12 protein-coding genes and 1 tRNA gene are annotated in these 17,230 nt (G+C 65.1%); 6 read left to right on the forward strand and 7 right to left on the reverse strand.

Going from position 1 to position 17,230, the window contains the following annotated elements; all coding sequences use genetic code 11:
• The 3 genes from BM372_RS05475 to BM372_RS05485 all read left to right on the forward strand — a co-directional run.
• Positions 1-396, forward strand: a 396-nt coding sequence (locus BM372_RS05475; protein ID WP_143111433.1) for an aminotransferase class III-fold pyridoxal phosphate-dependent enzyme, incomplete at its 5' end; no start/stop codon positions are given.
• A 95-nt stretch (positions 397-491) separates the two neighbouring features.
• Positions 492-1,955, forward strand: a complete 1,464-nt coding sequence (locus BM372_RS05480) for an aspartate kinase (protein ID WP_090953030.1) — start codon at positions 492-494, stop codon at positions 1,953-1,955.
• 15 nt (positions 1,956-1,970) lie between these two features.
• Complete coding sequence (locus tag BM372_RS05485) at positions 1,971-6,284, forward strand: Pls/PosA family non-ribosomal peptide synthetase (RefSeq protein ID WP_090953032.1); 4,314 nt, start codon at positions 1,971-1,973, stop codon at positions 6,282-6,284.
• An 18-nt stretch (positions 6,285-6,302) separates the two neighbouring features.
• On the opposite strand, the gene BM372_RS05490 is transcribed toward BM372_RS05485, so the two are convergent.
• The 6 genes from BM372_RS05490 to bcp form a co-directional block, all read right to left on the reverse strand.
• Positions 6,303-9,533: an efflux RND transporter permease subunit gene (locus BM372_RS05490; RefSeq protein ID WP_090953034.1), complete on the reverse strand. Its 3,231-nt coding sequence runs from the start codon at positions 9,531-9,533 to the stop codon at positions 6,303-6,305.
• A gap of 165 nt (positions 9,534-9,698) precedes the next feature.
• Positions 9,699-11,201 carry a malate:quinone oxidoreductase gene (locus BM372_RS05495; protein WP_090953036.1) on the reverse strand — a complete coding sequence of 501 codons (1,503 nt, stop codon included), beginning with the start codon at positions 11,199-11,201 and terminating at the stop codon, positions 9,699-9,701.
• Positions 11,202-11,279: 78 nt separating this feature from the next.
• Entirely contained in the window at positions 11,280-12,935 is a 1,656-nt protein-coding gene (locus BM372_RS05500) for an ABC transporter substrate-binding protein (RefSeq protein ID WP_371261710.1), read from the reverse strand.
• Between the two features lie 274 nt (positions 12,936-13,209).
• Positions 13,210-13,887, reverse strand: a complete 678-nt coding sequence (locus BM372_RS05505) for a fasciclin domain-containing protein (RefSeq protein ID WP_090953038.1) — start codon at positions 13,885-13,887, stop codon at positions 13,210-13,212.
• Between the two features lie 225 nt (positions 13,888-14,112).
• Positions 14,113-14,194: transfer RNA gene (locus BM372_RS05510), tRNA-Leu, on the reverse strand.
• Positions 14,195-14,278: 84 nt separating this feature from the next.
• Positions 14,279-14,752 carry a thioredoxin-dependent thiol peroxidase gene (gene bcp, locus BM372_RS05515; protein ID WP_090953040.1) on the reverse strand — a complete coding sequence of 158 codons (474 nt, stop codon included), beginning with the start codon at positions 14,750-14,752 and terminating at the stop codon, positions 14,279-14,281.
• Positions 14,753-14,860: 108 nt separating this feature from the next.
• On the opposite strand from bcp, the gene BM372_RS05520 reads away from it, so the two are divergent.
• Positions 14,861-15,397, forward strand: coding sequence for a MarR family winged helix-turn-helix transcriptional regulator (locus BM372_RS05520; RefSeq protein ID WP_090953042.1), 537 nt, complete (start codon positions 14,861-14,863; stop codon positions 15,395-15,397).
• 7 nt (positions 15,398-15,404) lie between these two features.
• Here BM372_RS05520 and BM372_RS05525 read toward each other — a convergent pair whose 3' ends face one another.
• A complete protein-coding gene (locus tag BM372_RS05525) occupies positions 15,405-16,043 on the reverse strand; it encodes a DUF2510 domain-containing protein (protein WP_090953044.1) in 639 nt (212 codons plus the stop codon).
• 195 nt (positions 16,044-16,238) lie between these two features.
• On the opposite strand from BM372_RS05525, the gene BM372_RS05530 reads away from it, so the two are divergent.
• Both BM372_RS05530 and BM372_RS05535 read left to right on the forward strand, forming a co-directional pair.
• Positions 16,239-16,427, forward strand: coding sequence for a hypothetical protein (locus BM372_RS05530; protein WP_090953047.1), 189 nt, complete (start codon positions 16,239-16,241; stop codon positions 16,425-16,427).
• A gap of 138 nt (positions 16,428-16,565) precedes the next feature.
• Positions 16,566-17,129 carry a hypothetical protein gene (locus BM372_RS05535; protein WP_090953049.1) on the forward strand — a complete coding sequence of 188 codons (564 nt, stop codon included), beginning with the start codon at positions 16,566-16,568 and terminating at the stop codon, positions 17,127-17,129.
• Positions 17,130-17,230 lie beyond the last annotated feature (101 nt).

A 17,230-nucleotide genomic window follows, 5' to 3' on the forward strand; every position in this document is an offset into this window, starting at 1 on the left:
ACCTTCCGGGGGCACAACCCGGCGTTCGTTACCGGGACCGCTGCCCTGGAACACTTCTGGCAGGACGGAAAGTTCCAGTCCAACGTCGCAGGGCTCATTTCGCAGTTGCACCAGGGGCTGGGACAGATCGCAGCCGGCGTGGAGGGTGCCACCGTCCGAGGCCGGGGCCTGCTCGCGGGTATCTACTACCCCAACCCGGAGACGGCGGAGAAGATTGCGGCTGAGTCGTTCGTCCGCGGTCTCCTCGTGGAAACGTCCGGTCCGGAGGGCGAAGTCCTAAAGACGATGCCCGCGCTGACCATCAGTCCCGAGGAATTGCAGAAGGGGCTCGATCTTCTCGCTGGCGCCGCAGAGTCTGTGACTGGAGTCCCGGCTGCCTTGGCACCTGCTGTCTGACCCCCTGACGGCACCCGAAAGAACAACCGCACACAGGCGTCCCGTGCTGAGGGACAAGACCGCTCGCCAAACTGAACCAAATTTCGGGGAGAGAAATGGGTACCGTCAAGCCAACAGCGGCAAATGGTGGTGAATTGCAAGAATCGGACCGGGCGATACCCCCGGGAAGTGTCATTGTGCAAAAGTTCGGTGGTTCGTCATTGGCGGACGCGGCGGGAATCCTCCGTGCAGCCGAACGGATAGCCAAAACCCGGGAGGAAGGATTCCGCGTGGTTGCGGTGGTGTCCGCCATGGGGGATACCACCGATGAACTTTGCGACCTCGCGGCCGAAGTTTCCACCCGGCCGCTTCCCGTCAACCTCGATGCCCTCCTGAGCCTAGGTGAACTCGTTTCCTCGGCCCTGCTTGCGATCGCCCTGGCAGATCTTGGCCAGGAGCCGCGGACGTTTACCGGCAGTGCTGCCGGCCTCATCACCGACAGCATCCACGGTAAAGCGCACATCACCGATGTCAGGCCGGCCCGGGTCCGCGCAAGTTTGGCCGCCGGCGAAGTTCCGATCGTCGCGGGGTTCCAGGGCAGGACGAGGAAGCGGAAGAAGGTGACCACTCTCGGACGCGGCGGTTCGGACCTGACCGCTGTGGCACTGGCCGCCGCACTGGGTGCGGGTATTTGTGAAATTTACACTGACGTCGACGGGGTCTACACCGCAGACCCCCGTGTTGTCCCCACGGCGCGGAAGATCGAAGTGCTCTCCAGCGAGGAGATGCTGGAATTCGCGGCCTCTGGGAGCAAGATATTGCATCTTCGGTGTGTTGAATACGCCCGCCGGTTCGACATGCCGATCCATGTCAGATCCTCATTTGTGCCTGAGCCGGGCACCCTGATTCTGCCCGGCCTCGACCGCCATTCGATGCGCCAGCCCGCCAGGGAGCAACCCGTGGTGACTGCGGTGGCCGGGGTCAACTCGGCGTCGAAGATCACTGTCGTTGGAGTCCCGTACGAACCGGACAGTGTGGCGCGAATCTTGCATGTGCTGGCAGGCTCTGGGGCAGACGTCCAGACAATTGTCCAGAATACGGCCGTTCAGCATACGGCCGGGCCGGTTTCGAGGCGTTCCGACGTTGCCCTGATCCTTCCTGCAGCGCACGCGGTTCCCGCCCTTGCCGTGCTGGATGCCGCAAAAGGGACCATCGGGTTCCAGGACCTGCAGTACGACAGCCGGATGGGCAGAGTGTCCATTACCGGACTGGGGATGAGGTCCTCGCCGGAAATCTTCTGCACCTTCTTGAAGGCACTCTCCGACGCCGATGTTGACCTCGACCTGGTCGACATCTCCGAGACCTCCATGGGAGCCGTCACCCACGCGGACCGGCTTGTTGATGCCGAACGGGCTGTTCGTCGGGCGTTCGGCATGGCCCCTGCGGAGGAGGATGCGCTCGTGGGTCACTTCGAAAACCTCCCGCCCGCTGGTGGCATCCCGGACCGCGCGTTGCTGGCGGTATCGGTCGGGGATCTGTCCACTCTCCCGCGGGAAAGAACTGTGGCGCGTCACTTCTAGCGAAGGAGCTAAAGGATGGCTAAAACTGCGAGGATCGGCAACGGCCTCACCCGCACCCCTGAGTTGCTGGGAAAATTGTCCGTGAACGCCGGTTCGGCCGGGGCGACAATCCTGACATCGGCCGCCGCAGACCACACTGCCCGCTGGCGCCGGGGGGAGCGGCTGGACCAGCTATTTGAGGACCGCTGTGACCGGTTGCGGGAAGATGGTTCGGGCAGCCAGCTCGCCGTGGATGCCGGGGACATCGTCCTGACGTATGCCGAGCTGGATGAGACGGCGAACCAGCTGGCCCGCCACCTCCTGGCGTGCGGTGCCCGGCCGGGCGACCGTATTGCACTGCTGTTTGATCAGCCGTGGCGGTCCTACGTGGCCATGCTCGCCGTACTGAAGATCCACGCGGCCTATGTTCCCCTGGACGCAGGATTTCCCCCGGACCGCCTGCAGTACATTGTCGAAGACGCCACCGTGGCGATGGTCCTGTCGCTGTCGTACCTGAAAGATCTGCTGCCCGAGGTGGCCGCCGTCACCGTTTGTCTTGATGAAGCGCAGGCAGAGATCGATGGCAAGGACACTTCCCGCCTGGGCGGTACGGAGCGCGGCGGGACGGACGACGAACTTGCTTACATCATCTACACCTCCGGTTCAACCGGCCGGCCCAAGGGCGTGGCCGTAGAGCACGCCAGCATCTGCAATTTCGTCCGTGTCGCCGCGGCATATTACGGCATTGAGGCCACGGATCGCGTTTACCAGGGCATGACGATCGCTTTCGATTTCTCGGTCGAGGAAATCTGGGTCTCCTGGATGGCAGGGGCCACCTTGGTGCCCAAGCCGCGGGGGCCCAACCTGCTGGGTGCGGAGCTGGCGGAGTATCTGACCGAACAACGGATTACCGCTATGTGCTGTGTTCCGACGCTGCTGGCGACCATCGACGAAGACCTGCCCGGTCTTCGGTTCCTGCTTGTCTCCGGCGAGGCTTGCCCGAAGGACCTTGTCATCCGCTGGCACCGCCCGGGCCGCCGTTTCCTCAACGTCTACGGACCCACCGAGGCAACGGTCACCGCGACCTGGGCCCTGCTGGATCCCGACGGGCCGGTGTCATTGGGTGTGCCCCTGCCCACGTACTCGGCCGTCATCCTCGATCCCGTTGAGTGCCGCGCCCTGCCCCTGGGCGAGGCCGGGGAAATAGGCCTCGCAGGCGTCGGCCTGGCCAGGGGATACGTCAATCGGCAGGACCTGACGGAGCGGGCCTTTGTTCCGGACTTCCTGGGCATCGGCAACAACCCCTCCGGCCGGATTTACCGCACCGGTGACCTGGGCCGGATAAACGATGACGGGGAGCTCGAATACTTCGGCCGGATCGACACGCAGGTCAAAATACGCGGCTACCGGATCGAGCTGACCGAAATCGAATCCTTCCTCCTGCAGCTTCCCGGAATCGCGCAGGGTGTCGTTCAGACTTTCGAGCCCGAGCCGGGAGCCGTGGAACTAGCCGCCTACTACACGCTGCGGCAGGACGTCGTGAGCGTCGACGCCCACGACCTCCACCGGATGCTGCGCACCAGGTTGCCCGGGTACATGGTGCCAGCCTATTTCGAACAGCTGGATGCCCTTCCCATGATGCCCAGTGGCAAGGTGGACCGGAAGCGTCTGCCCCGGCCGATGCACAGGCTCAGCCTGGCAGGCACCGGGACTTACACCGCCCCGGCGACCCCCGCAGAGGAATCCCTCGCCGGGCAGCTCGGCGAAGTGCTGGGTGTGGAGAAGGTGTCCGTCGATGCGCATTTCTTCAACGATCTGGGCGCGGACTCGCTGTTGATGGCACATTTCTGCGCCCGGGTCAGGCGAGAGACCGACTTGCCGTCGGCCGCGATGCAGGACATCTATGAGAACCCTTCGGTCCGCCAGCTCGCCACGTGCCTGCAAGCCAGGCAACTCGAATCTGCCCTCGCGCTGACGGTGCCCGACGCCGGACCGGGCGCCCCGCCGTCGGCGGCCCCGGCCCCGGAGCCAGCGGCACGGCCCAGTACCTTCAACTACGTCATGTGCGGGGTCGTCCAGCTGTTGTTTTTCCTGGGCTACACGACCTACGCGGCCTTCCTGCTGATCATTGGCTTCCAGTGGACCTCCGGGGGAAGCAACATCTTCGACATGTGGCTGCGGACCATTGGTTTCGGTGCCGCCATGTTCCTGATCCTCTCCGTGACCCCGATTCTGGCCAAATGGATCCTCGTGGGGCGGTGGAAGCCCGGCCACATCCGGCTATGGAGCGTGGCGTACCTCCGGTTCTGGCTCCTGAAAACCCTGACGCGGGCAAACCCCCTCGTACTGTTTGCGGGCTCACCGATCTTCGTCGTGTACCTAAGGCTGCTCGGGGCAAAGATCGGCAAGGGGGTGGTCATCTTCTCCCGCAAGGTGCCCGCGTGCCCGGACCTGCTGACCGTCGGCGATAACACGGTCATCCAGAAAAACTCCTCGTTCCTTTGTTATCGGGCACGCTCGGGCATGATTGACACCGGTCCGGTCACGCTGGGCAAGAATGTCCTGGTGTCGGAGAAAACCACCTTGGACATCGGCACGTCGATGGGGGACGACACCCAGCTCGGACACTCCTCCTCCTTGCAGACGCCGCAAGCTATACCTGCTGGACAAATCTGGCACGGTTCGCCGGCGCGGCGCACCAATACCGACTACCTGCGGGTCCCCGCCGCGGTTTGCGGCACGCGCCGGCGCGTCATTTTCAGCCTGCTCCAGCTGTTCAACCGTCTCGTTCTGGCCGTTCCGGCCGCCCTTCTTGGCCTGGCCCTGCTCCTGCCTCCCTACCTGGCGACCGGACACCTGCAGTTGGGCGCCGCGAGCTTTTTCCTCGACATGGTCATTGCTTCGCTGCTCCTGTACATCGTCGGGCTGATCACCGGCCTGATCGCCGTCTTCGTCGTCCCGCGGCTGCTCAACTACTTCATCAAGCCGGACAAGGTCTATCCGCTGTACGGGGTGCACTTCACCATTCAGCGGATGATCGCCCGCCTGTCCAACGTCAGGCTCTACAAGGATGTCTTCGGTGACAGTTCCTACATCGTGCACTACCTGCGCGCTTTGGGCTACAACCTGAACAAGGTGGAACAAACCGGGTCCAACTTCGGCCCCACCCTGGCTCACGAATCACCGTTCCTGAACAATGTGGGGTCAGGAACCATGGTGGCGGACGGCCTGAACATGATGAACGCCGACTTCACCAGCACATCGTTCCGGCTCTCCCAAGTCCGGATCGCCGGCCACAACTTCCTCGGCAACGCCATCGCTGTTCCGATCGGATCCCGGGTCGGGGAGAACTGCCTGCTGGCCACGAAGGTAATGATTCCGATCGACGGAAACGTCCGTAGTGACGTGGGCCTGCTGGGCTCGCCGCCGTTCGAGATTCCCCGGTCCGTGCAGCGCGACGCCCAGTTTGATGAAAAAAAGATGGAGGAGGCGAAGAACAGGGCACTCCCGGCCAAGAACCGGCACAACATCTTGAGCATGGTGCTGTTCCTGACCGTGCGCTGGTTCGTGTTCTTTGTGGCCACGGTCTGCTCCGCGGTCGCCGTCTCCGCTTACCCGGTCTTCGGTGCGTTGGCGATCTCCACCATGATGCTTGCCCTGATGGTGTTCCGCATCCTGGTCATGGTGCTGGTGGAACGCTCGGTCATGGGCTTCCGCAGCCTGAAGCCGCAATACTGCTCAATCTACGATCCCTATTTCTGGCGGCACGAACGCCTGTGGAAGTTGCTGGCCATGCCGGGATTCAACGGAACCCCCTTCAAACCTCTGCTTTGGAGAATGCTGGGTGTCAAAGTCGGCAAGCGGCTCTACGACGCCGGCGCCAACATGCCGGAGAAAACCCTCGTCGCCATCGGGGATGACTGCGCCTTGAATGAAGGATCTACCATCCAGGGCCACTCCATGGAAGACGGCGCTTTCAAGTCCGACCGCATCAAGCTGGGCAGCAATTGCTCGGTGGGCGTGGATGCCTGGATCAACTACGGGGTGACCATGCACGACGGTTCCGTGCTGGGAGCCGACGCCCTTCTCATGAAGGGCGAAGACGTTCCGGAAAATGCCACCTACACCGGCAATCCTGCGCGCGAGGTGCTAACCCCCGCACCAGTACGTGAACCGGCACGGGAACCGCGACCTGCCGGTATCTCCCGCGGTCACCGCCACAGCACCGAGCCCCGCCACAGGAGGAGCGCCCCCGAGACCACGGGCATCTTCCTGCGGTTCCCGGGGGGAGCCCGCAGGACCCAGAGGCCAGATCAGGGAGAAGCCGCGCTGCCGGGTTCCCGGTCCTAGTCCGGTCCCTGCCCGCTCCTAGTGCGAACCGGTCGGCAGGGGAGCGTCCTCGGGGAAATCCTCGGGGAAGTCCTCGGCCACCGGGGCCGGCCCGGAATGGCGTCCGCGCGGCAAGGACTTCCTGAGCGCCTTCCGTTCGCGCCGCCCCTCAACCAGCCGGTACAGCACCGGAACCAGGATGAGTGTCAGGGCGGTGGAGGAGATCAGCCCGCCGATTACCACAATAGCCAGCGGCTGGGAGATGAAGCCGCCGCCGCCGGTCAGACCCAGTGCCATCGGCGTCAGGGCGAACACGGTGGCGAGTGCCGTCATGAGGATGGGGCGCAGACGCTGGCGGGCGCCGTGCTTGATGGCGTCCGCCACACTCATCCCCGGCTCGCCGTTGCGCGGCTGGCGGTACTGGTTGATGAGGTCGATCAGCACGATTGCGTTGGTCACCACAATGCCCACGAGCATCAGCATGCCGATCAGCGACGGCAGTCCCAGCGGTACGCCCGTCACCACGAGCAGGGCGATGGCGCCCGTGGCTGCGAACGGAACGGAGACCAGCAGGATCAGCGGCTGCACGAGCGACTTGAACGCGGCCACCATGATCACATAGACGATTGCGACGGCGGCAAGCAGTGCGAGCCCCAGCTGGCGGAATGATTCCGCCTGCTGCGTTGTGGCACCGCCGATCGTGGCCGTAACCCCCGGCGGCAGCGGGACGGACTTGAGCCGGTTCTGCACTTCGGTGCTCACCGCGCCCAGGTTGGCGCCCGACGGCGTCACGGAGACCTTCGCGGTGCGCTGGCCATTGCTGGCGGTGATGGAGACGGGGACGTCCACACGCTCGACCGCGGCGATGCTGCCGAGCGGAACGGCGCCGGCGGCCGTCGGAAGCGGAATCGCCCGGACGGCGTCGATGCTCGTGAAACGGGTGCCCTCGCCGATCCGGACCGGGAAGTCGTTGGTGTCGATCCGGACCGTTCCCGCCGGAACCGGGCTGATCGTGGCGGCCAGCACGCCGGCGACGCGTTCTTCGTTCAGGCCGGCCGCGACAGCCTTGGCCCGGTTCACCTTGACCTGGACCACCGGCTGGCTGGCGGCCAGGTTGGTGGTCACCTCGCTGCTGCCGGGGACCCCTTCCATGGCCGTGACCATTGCGTCGCTGGCGGTCTTCAGGTCCGCGGTCGTGGCGGCGGTGAGGGTGATGTCCACTGTGGACGTCGTGCCGAAGCCGCCCTGCTGGGAACCGACGGTGACTTTTCCGGCGCCGGAGAGCTTGGCGAGCTCCTTCCGGACGGTGTCCTGGAGTTTGCCCTGGTTTGCCTTTTCATCGGTCACTACGGTGAAGGTCGAGTTCGACGCGCCCGAGGACAGCAGGGCCGAGAAACCGGTCTGGGCGTTGCCCGTGGTGGACTGGACGTCCTTGATCCCGTCAATGCCGCGCAGGACCTCCTCGACCCGGATGGCCGAGGCGCTGGCTTCGGCAAGGCTGGTGCCCGCCGGCAGGGCCTGTTTGACCGTCATGCTGTTCTCGCCGGAGCGGCCCAGCAGATCGGTGGCGAGCAGCGGGGACATCGCCACGGTGCCGCCGAGAACCAGGGCGGCGGCGATCAGCGTGAGGACCGGGTGCCGCTGCGTTCCGGTCAGGACCGGCAGGTACCCGCGCTGGAGCAGCGTGCGCTGCTCGGCCTCATGCGCCCGGGCAGCCACGGCCCCCGCAGCGCGCTCAGTGCCCTCAGTGCCAGCGCCCTCAGCCCCAGCGCCGTCGGTCGCGGCACCCCCAGCCGTACCGGGGGTGCGAAGGAACCAGTACGCCAGGACCGGGACGATAGTGAGGGAGACCAGCAGGGAGGAGAGCAGTGCGATGGTCACGGTGAGGGCGAACGGCCGGAACAGTTCACCGGCCAGATCCCCAACGAAGGCGATCGGCAGGAAGACGGCGACGGTGGTGAGGGTGGAAGCGGTGATGGCGCCGGCCACTTCCCGGACAGAGGTCAGGATCGCGGCGATCTTGGTCTCGCCGTAGCTGAGGTGCCGCTTGATGTTTTCGATGACCACGATCGAGTCGTCCACCACGCGGCCGATCGCGATGGTCAGCGCGCCAAGGGTCAGGATGTTCAGCGAGTAGCCGGTCGCAGAGAGGCCGATGAACGTGATCAGCAGTGACAGCGGGATGGACACGGCCGTGACGAGCGTGGAGCGCACGGACAACAGGAAGACCAGGATGACGGCGACGGCGAAGCCGAGCCCCAGCAGGCCCTCGGTGGTGAGGTCCTTGATCGACTTCTCGATGAACGGCGCCTGGTCAAAGACCGGGGTGAACTTGGCGTTGGAGCCGAGTTCGGCCTCGAGCTGCGGGAGGGCGTCCTTCACCGCGTGGGAGATGGCGACGGTATCGCCGTCGGGCTTCTTGGTCACGGACAGGGCCAGGGTTTCTTTCCCGTTCGTCCGCGTGATCGACGTCCGGGCGTCTTCAACCAGGCTGACATCCGCCACGCTGCCGATGGTCGCCGCACTGCGGGCGGCGCCCAGGGGGAGTGCCTTGATCGCGTCCAGGGAGTCGACGGGGCTGCCGATCTGCAGCGAGAGGGTCTTGCCCTGTTCTTCGATGGTGCCCGCCGGGACCAGCGCACCGTTGTTCTTCAGGGCGTCACTGATCGACTGGATGCTGGCACCCGACGCCGCCATGTCGGCGGCCCGGGGCAGGATCTGGATGTGCTGGGTGGCTCCGCCGGTGACGTCCGCGCCCCGCACGCCGTCGAGCTTTTGCAGCCGGGGCACACTGAGCCGGGCGAGATCAGCATTGAGTTCGCTGAGCGGCTTGTCCGAGGACACGGCCAGGAACACGATCGGGAAGTCACTGATGCTCCCGGCGATGGCCTGCGGCTGCACGTCGTCCGGCAGCGCCTGCCGGGCGGTGGAGATGGCGCGGTCGATCTGGTTCCGGGCCCGGTCCAGGTTGGTGCCGTACGTGAACGCCAAGGTGATCTGCGAGCGGCCGTTCCGGGACGTCGAGGACGTTGACTCCAGGCCTTCGACGCTGCCCAGCGCAGTTTCCAGCGGAGCGCTGATCTGTTTGTCCACGACCTCCGGCGACGCGCCGGGCATCGAAGTGATGACAGTGATCTGCGGGAACTCGACGGACGGGATGAGCTCCTGCTTCAGCGAGGACATGGTGATCACGCCGAACACGGACGCGAAGACCGTGACCAGCGCGATCAGGGCACGGTTGGCGAGCGACAGCTTTGCGAGCCGAAACATCTCATGGTCTCCTGGTGGGTCGACGGCATACTGCAAGCGGGACGTCAACGAGTTGCAGCGGCTCCCAAACCAGCAGTGTAAACCAGCCCGCCGCCTGCCGGGCCCAGGTTGGGCCCGGCGACGGGCTCAGTTACGGGGCTCCGGCACCGGGCCCAGCGTGGGGAATCAGTTGTGGGCGCTGACCTGTTCGAGCTGCAGCGTCTTGGCCGTCTCGGCCTCGAGCCGTGCGGCGAGCTCCGGGTTGTCGTTGAGCTTGACGCCGTAGCCGGGCATCATTTCCTTGAGCTTGGACTGCCAGCCCTTGAAATTCTTGGGGAAGGACTTCTGGAGCAGTTCGATCATGATCGGCACGGCCGTGGAAGCACCCGGCGATGCGCCGAGCAGGGCGCCGATGGTGCCGTCCCGTCCGGCGATGACCTCGGTGCCGAACTGCAGCACCCCGCCCTTCTTCGGGTCCTTCTTGATGATCTGGACCCGCTGGCCGGCGGTGATGAGCTCCCAGTCACCGCTCTTGGCCTCGGGGTAGTACTCGCGCAGGGCCTCGACCTTGTCGTCGTGGCGTTTGGCGACTTCCTTGATCAGGTACGCGGTGAGGTCCATGTTGTCCTTGGCCACGGCCAGCATCGGAATGATGTTGGACGGCCGGATGGACAGCGGCAGGTCCAGGTAGGAGCCGTTCTTCAGGAAGTTGGTGGAGAAGCCGGCGTACGGGCCGAACAACAGGGAGCGCTTGCCGTTGACATAGCGCGTATCAAGGTGCGGCACGGACATGGGCGGCGCGCCGACGGAGGCCTGGCCGTAGACCTTCGCGCTGTGCTGGGCCGCCAGGCTCTCGTCGGTGCAGCGGAAGAACTGGCCGGAGACCGGGAAGCCGCCAAAGCCCTTGCTTTCCGGGATGCCGGAAGCCTGCAGCAGGTGCAGCGCACCGCCGCCCGCGCCAACGAACACGAACTTGGCACGGATGGAGCCGTGCTCCCCGCTGCGGGGATGCTTCAGCGACAGGTCCCAGCCGCCGTCGGACGCCCGCTTGATGTCGGTGACGTTGTGGCCGTAGTTGATCTCCACGCCGTTGTTGCCGAGGTATGTGGTCAGCTCGCGGGTCAGGGCGCCGAAGTCGACGTCGGTGCCCTCGGCTGCGCGGGTTGCGGCGACGCGCTGCTTGGGGTCGCGGCCCTTCACGATCAGCGGGGCCCACTTGGCAATCTGGGCCTGGTCCTCGGAGTATTCCATCGAGCGGAACAGCGGGTTGGGCTTGAGAGCCTCGTAGCGGGTGCGCAGGAACTTGCTGTGGTCCTCGCCGATCACGAAGCTCATGTGCGGAACGGTGTTGATGAAGCCCTTGGGCGAACCGATCAGGGAATTCGAGACGAGGTGGGACCAGAACTGCCGCGACAGCTGGAACTGCTCGTTGATGTTCAGGGCCTTGCCCGGATCCACCGAGCCGTCCTTGGCTGCGGGGGAGTAGTTGAGCTCGCACAGGGCGGCGTGTCCGGTGCCGGCGTTGTTCCAGGGTCCGGAGCTCTCCAGCCCGGGCTGATCGAGCCGCTCGAACAGGGAGATCGTCCAGTTCGGCTCAAGCTGCTTGATGAAAGCGCCAAGCGTGGCGCTCATGATGCCGCCGCCAATCAGGACGACGTCGGCATGTTGGGTCTTGGAAATGAAAGTCACAATCAGTCTCCGATAGCAGCGGCTCTGGCTGTCACAGAATATCCCGCAGCGCCCACTAACTGAAATTGGCCCCGGCCGTCAAGGCCTCAGCTCGACCTTTGTGAAAACTTCATTCAGCACCGGCGACGCCGGGTACTTCAAAACCCGGTCCGAGAGCGCCAGGGCCGAAATCGGGAAAGCGATGGGAACCGCCGGCACCGTGGCCGCAATCTGCGCATTGATCGTCTGGTACTGCGCGGTGCGGTCCTGGCCGTCCGGCAATCCCCGGGCCCGGGCGATCTTGGAGAAGACCTGGGGATCCTGGTAGCCGAACTCGCCGGTTTTCTGCCCGAAGAGCGGGCCCACGAAGTTGTCCGGGTCCGAGTACGAACCGTTCCAGCCGAGCAGGTGCAGGGCGTGGTCGCCCGGGGAGGTGACCTTCTGCAGGTACCCGTCGGCCCAGTCCACGGGCACGGGTTTGATGTTGAGCCCGACGGCGGTCAGCTGCCGGCTGATTTCGGCGTACACCTTTTCCGGCGTCGGAAGGTAGGGCCGGGTGACGTTGAGCGGATAGTAGAACTTCAGTTCCTGGCCCCTGTAGCCGGCCTCGGCCAGCAGTTCCTTGGCTTTGCCCGGGTTGTAGCCGAGCGCCGGGGCGTTGTTGTTGAAGCCGCTGAGCTTGGCCGGGACGAACTGGGACGCCTGGGTGGTGTTGTCGATGAAGAAACGGCGGATCAAGGTGTCCTTGTCCAGTGCCATTTCGATCGCCTGGCGCACCTTGAGGTTCTGCAGGATGGGGACTTCCTGGTTCATGCCCAGGTACATGACGGAGAAGGGATCCCGCTGGATGATCTGCTTGCCGCTCTTGACCAGCTGGTCGAAGTTCCCCACGGTGACGGCGTCGTACGCGTCGATCTTGCCGTCCAGCAGCGCCTGCATGCGGGTCTCCGGATGGTTGTAGGTCACGAACTTGATGGTCCCGATTTGCCCTTTGTCCCCCCAGTAGTTCTTGTTGCTGGTCAGGGTGACGTTTCCCGCGTCCCAGGCACCGAAGACGTACGGTCCGGTGCCCACCGGATGGAGCCCGTAGGCGGACACTGGCTGGCCGCCACGGCTCTGATCCAGGACGCCCGCATGCCCTGCGGCGAGGGCCCGCGGAGAGGACATGGCGAAGGCCGGCAGGGTGAGGGCCTGGAGGAACCCGGTGAAGGGCTGGGTAAGGTCGATCCGCACGTTGTCCGGCGCCACGGCGGTGCAGCCCTTGTAGATGGACAGAGCCGCCTGGTCCGCGTGGGCCTTGAACACGCCCTTGAAGGTGGTGCCGGAGGCCTGCTGACGGAGGGCCGGCGGGAAGTGGAACCAGCGGTTGAAGTTGGTGCAGACGGCGGCGGCGTCGAACGGCGCCCCGTCCTGGAACGTGACCTTGTCCCGCAGCTTGAAGCTGTAGGACCGGCCTTCATTGCCCTGGGACCATTCGGTGGCCAGCAGCGGGGTCGGCTGACCGGTGGTCTGGTCGACGCCCACGAGGCCTTCGAGCACCTGCCGGGTCACGCGATAGGACTCGACGTCGGAGACCAGGGCAGGATCAAGCCCCAGCGGTTCCGACGCGGTGCCGAAGGTGAAAAGCGCGGTGGGCGCGGCGCTGGAAGTGGGCGAAGCAGTTGTGGAGCTGGGCGCCGGGTCGAGCGAACCGGTGCAGGACGCGAGCGGCAGCAGAAGCAGAACGGCTCCGATGCTGGCGGCAATACGCCGCACCGGCCTGCTGGGCAGTGTTCTGCTGGGCACTGAAGGAATCACCTCTGGGAAACGGATGGTCCGCCGGCTGCGGAACAGCCCCAGTCTAGTTGACGGCGGCGTCCGCCAGTTTGGGGCGCACCGCTTGGCGCACCGCTTCGGGCACTGCTTGGCGCACTGCTGGCAGTGCCTGCGCGCCACCAAAGCGAAGGCCCGCACCTCGTGGTGCGGGCCTTGGCTTCTCCCATGGTCCAGGGAGTCAGGCTGGAACCGGATCGGGAGCGCTGGGTGCTGGCTACTTGGGCATCAGGACGGAGTCCACCATGTAGACAGTGGCGTTCGCGGTCTGGACGCCGCCGCAGACAACATTCGCGCCGTCGACCTTGAGGGCGTCCTTGGTGCCGGTAACCGTTACGGATCCACCCTCAACTGTCTTGTGGGTTCCGACAATCTGGTCCGGCGTGATCTTTCCGGGGACTACGTGGTAGGTAAGGATCTTGCTGAGCGTGGCATCGTCCGTCTTCAGCGCTTCGATCGTGGCCGGATCAATCTTCTTGAAGGCGTCATCCGTCGGGGCGAAGACGGTGAATTCGCTCCCGTTCAGGGTGTCAACGAGGTTGACCTTGGGATTGAGCTTGCCGGAAACGGCCGCGGTCAGGGTGGTGAGGACCGGGTTGTTGGACGCTGCGGTGGCTACCGGGTCCAGTGCCATCCCCGAGACCGAACCGGCGCCGCTCGGAACCTTGGCGGCGTAGGCGGCGCAACCGGGGCCGACGAGGTTGGCGGCCGGATCCATGGCCGCGGCGGAGGAGCCCGTGGAAGGGGATGCCATGCCTGCCTCCGACGCGGCGGCAGACGGCGACGCGGCGGCGGACGAAGCGGAGGTGCTGGATCCGCCACAGGCAGTGAGGCTGAGCATGGCGGCAGCTGCGATACCTGCAACGGCGAACGTGGTGCGCTTGATGGTTTGCATTTCGGTTTCTCCTTTGTTGTGCCGATGGATGCCTGCGGCGAACTTTGCCGCTGTGGCCCTTTCCCGACTGTTAAGCACCGACCCCTGGCTGGTGTCTCATTGGGTATTCGGCTGCTCGGAGGAAACGGATGGGTGCGGATTGGAATTCTTTTTCGACCTGGAAAACCGCGGGGAACTGGACAGAAAACCAAGAAAACCCCGGTCAGAAGACCGGGGTTTCCACTGTGCGCAAGGGGGGACTTGAACCCCCACGCCCGAAGGCACAGGAACCTAAATCCTGCGTGTCTGCCAATTTCACCACTCGCGCGCGGCGCCGTCGCGGTCCGGGACTACTGCCCCGGCGGCGGACGCCAGGCTCCATTGTACCTGCCCTGTAGCAGGCCTCGAGATCTCAGGCGTCGAGTTTCAGCTCACGCCGTAGTTTGGCCACATGCCCGGTGGCCCGGACGTTGTACTGCGCGAGGACCACCTTGCCCTCGGGATCGACAACAATCGTGGAGCGGATGAGGCCTTGGTACGTCTTGCCGTAGTTCTTCTTCTCGCCCCAGGCCGCGTAAGCCTCGGCGACGGAGTGGTCCTCGTCCGAGAGCAGCGGGAAGGTCAAGCCTTCGGCGTCCGCAAAACGGGCAAGCTTCGCGACCGGGTCGGGCGAGATGCCCACCACGTCGTAACCTGCGTGCTGGAGCGCCGCGAGCGAGTCCCGGAAGTCGCAGGCCTGCTTAGTGCAGCCGGGGGTGGCGGCCGCGGGATAGAAGTAGACCACAGTGTTCCGGCCGCGGAAGTCGCGCAGGCTTACTTCCTGTCCTGCGGCATTTTGGAGGGTGAAGTCCGGCGCTGCCGCGCCGGCGATGAGTCGTTCAGGCATGGGTGCCTCCTGGGTGAACTGAGTTGGGAAATGGGGCGACCATCCAGCGTAGTGAGCCGAGCGCGCCCGGACAATCCGCCGCCGGTTATACTCTTGGGTATGCCTGATATGGAACGCTGGCCCACCGGCCGCCTATTGTCGACGGCAGCACGTCTTGTAGAACACTCTTGGAACGAAAAATTGGGGGCCATTGGCCTGACCCATGCCGGGGTAATCGCCATGGAAGTGCTATCGGCGAATGGGCCAATGACCCAAGCACAGCTGGCGCAGCTGGTGCGCGTCCAAGCCCAAACCATGGGCAAGACGCTGAGCCGTCTGGAAGCCCACGGTCACATCTCCCGGCAACGCAGCGCCTCTGACCGCCGCAGCCAGGTGGTATCGCTGACCGATCAGGGCCTGGAAGCCGTTACCCAGGCGGCGGACATGGAACGCTCCGTCCTCGCGGCGACGCCAATTGATCCGGACGTGCTGCGCCAGGAACTCAAGACCGTCGTTCGCGTGCTCGCCACGAAGTCCAACTCCCCGGTAGCCAAGGACATTGTCGCTGCCGCGGAGAACGGCCTGCCGGCGGAGGGCGGCCTGCCCGCGGAGACCGGCCTCGCTACGGATTCCGGCCTTGCGGCCAAAGCCACCCCGCTGAACTAGGCCCTCACTAGATGCCCGCCGCCTGGTTCGCCATGGTGGCTACCAGATCGGACATCTTGAGCCCGACGAGCACCACCACGATGACCGTGACGCCGATCGTGGCCCACACGGGGGCGAGCCCGCGACGGGGTGCCACCTCGTGGACGATGACCGAGCGGCCCACCACGTAGACGGCCTGGCTGAGGAACACCCACGCCCAGTGAAACGGCCGGATAACGCCGTCCTTGCGCAACTTGTCCCAGTCCAGGTAGGCCAGGAAAGCGCAGATGCCGTAGACCAGGAAACTGCTGGCCAGCATGAGGAAGTACGGTGCCGTGAAGATCGACGCCGGATCCACTGTCGGGACCTGCCGCGTCCCCACGGTCCGCAGCCGGAGCACGGGGTTCCAGAACATCAGGAGAATCACCGGCACCAGCGGCAGGACCACGATCGTCCAGATGTACGCGTTGTAAAGCGGCGCCCGGTCGCTGAGAGGCTTCCTCGGCTCTACCGGCCGGGGGCCATGGGCCTGGGACACGGGCTGCGACTGTGGTCCGCTGAATTGTCCGGTCCACGCACCGCCGTTCCACCACTGAAGCCGGCCCGAACCGGCAGGGTCCGGGTACCAGCCAGGGCCGGGAGTTGAAGAATTTGGCGGGACGGTCATGGCTGTCATCCTTTGCCGGGCGCGGGACGTTCTATTCAGGGCACGCTGTGTTGCTGTGACAGAGCGTACAGGGAGGTGGCCGCGGTAGCGAGAGATCTGCCGGCGGCGGACCCGGAAAACGGCGGAACGGGAGTATCGACGCGCCAACGAATCGGGGGGACGATTAAAGGGCAATCACCATGAAGGAGGTCAGTGATGTGCTACCCGTATAACAGGGATTACTGGCGGGATACCCGCAAGGATGCCGAACGGGAATCTGAGGAACGCCCGGAGCCCCGCGCGGAGGCCAAGGGATCCAGGTTCTGGGACTTCCCCCGCCGCAGCAAGGAATTCACGGTCGAGGAGCCGGAGACGGTAGTTGACCGGCCTCGCGAGAAGGTCTAATCCAGCGAAAAAAGAAACCCCGTCCTGCGGCCGCCTAGGCTGCAGGACGGGGTTTCTCGGTGGGCCTTCGCGTGCTAGGTTTGCGGCAAGGCCGCGGGCTATTTCCGGCGGCATCCGTACTCTTGGGGGAGAGCGACGATGAACCGAAACCACCGGCGGCTCATCAGTTCCATGGCCGGCGCCGACCCGGCATTCCTCGCCGGCAGCTTTGCGACCGACTACCCGGCCTCCTCAAGTCAGGAGGGGGAGCGCGGCGCGTTCCGGTATTTCGAGGGCGGCTACTGGGACATCAGGATCGACGGCGGGCCGACGTTCCAGCTGACCCCCAACGGGTCGAGAATCATCCAGGCCAACGGATCCGCCGAAGATGGTCCCGCCATGACCAATCCGCCGCGCCGGCCGCCCTGGTCCTTGGTGCTGCCCCGACATTCGACGTTCCTGGGCCGGACCGAGGATGATTGGCAGCTGGACGCCGGATGGCCGGCCACGGTCGACGCCGGCTCCTGGATCGTGCCGCTGAGGAGCCTGGAAGCACCAGGTTTCAAGGGCACCCTGACGGTAAACGCCTCCCTGTACGTCATCACACGGGCCCAGCTTGGCCCGGTACTGCAGACGCTCAGCATCGACCGGACCGCACCCGCCCAAGAAGACCTGGCGGTGCTGGAATCCCTGAAGTCCACCGTCAAGCACAGCCCTGTCTGACCGCAGGGCGCTGGAGTCCATCCGCGTCGCTGCCCTAGGGTCCAATTCGTGCAAAACAAAACCCCGCCTTTACGGCTTGGGGCCAGTAAAGACGGGGTTTT

The organism is Arthrobacter sp. ov118, assembly GCF_900116495.1.
Lineage (GTDB): Bacteria > Actinomycetota > Actinomycetes > Actinomycetales > Micrococcaceae > Arthrobacter.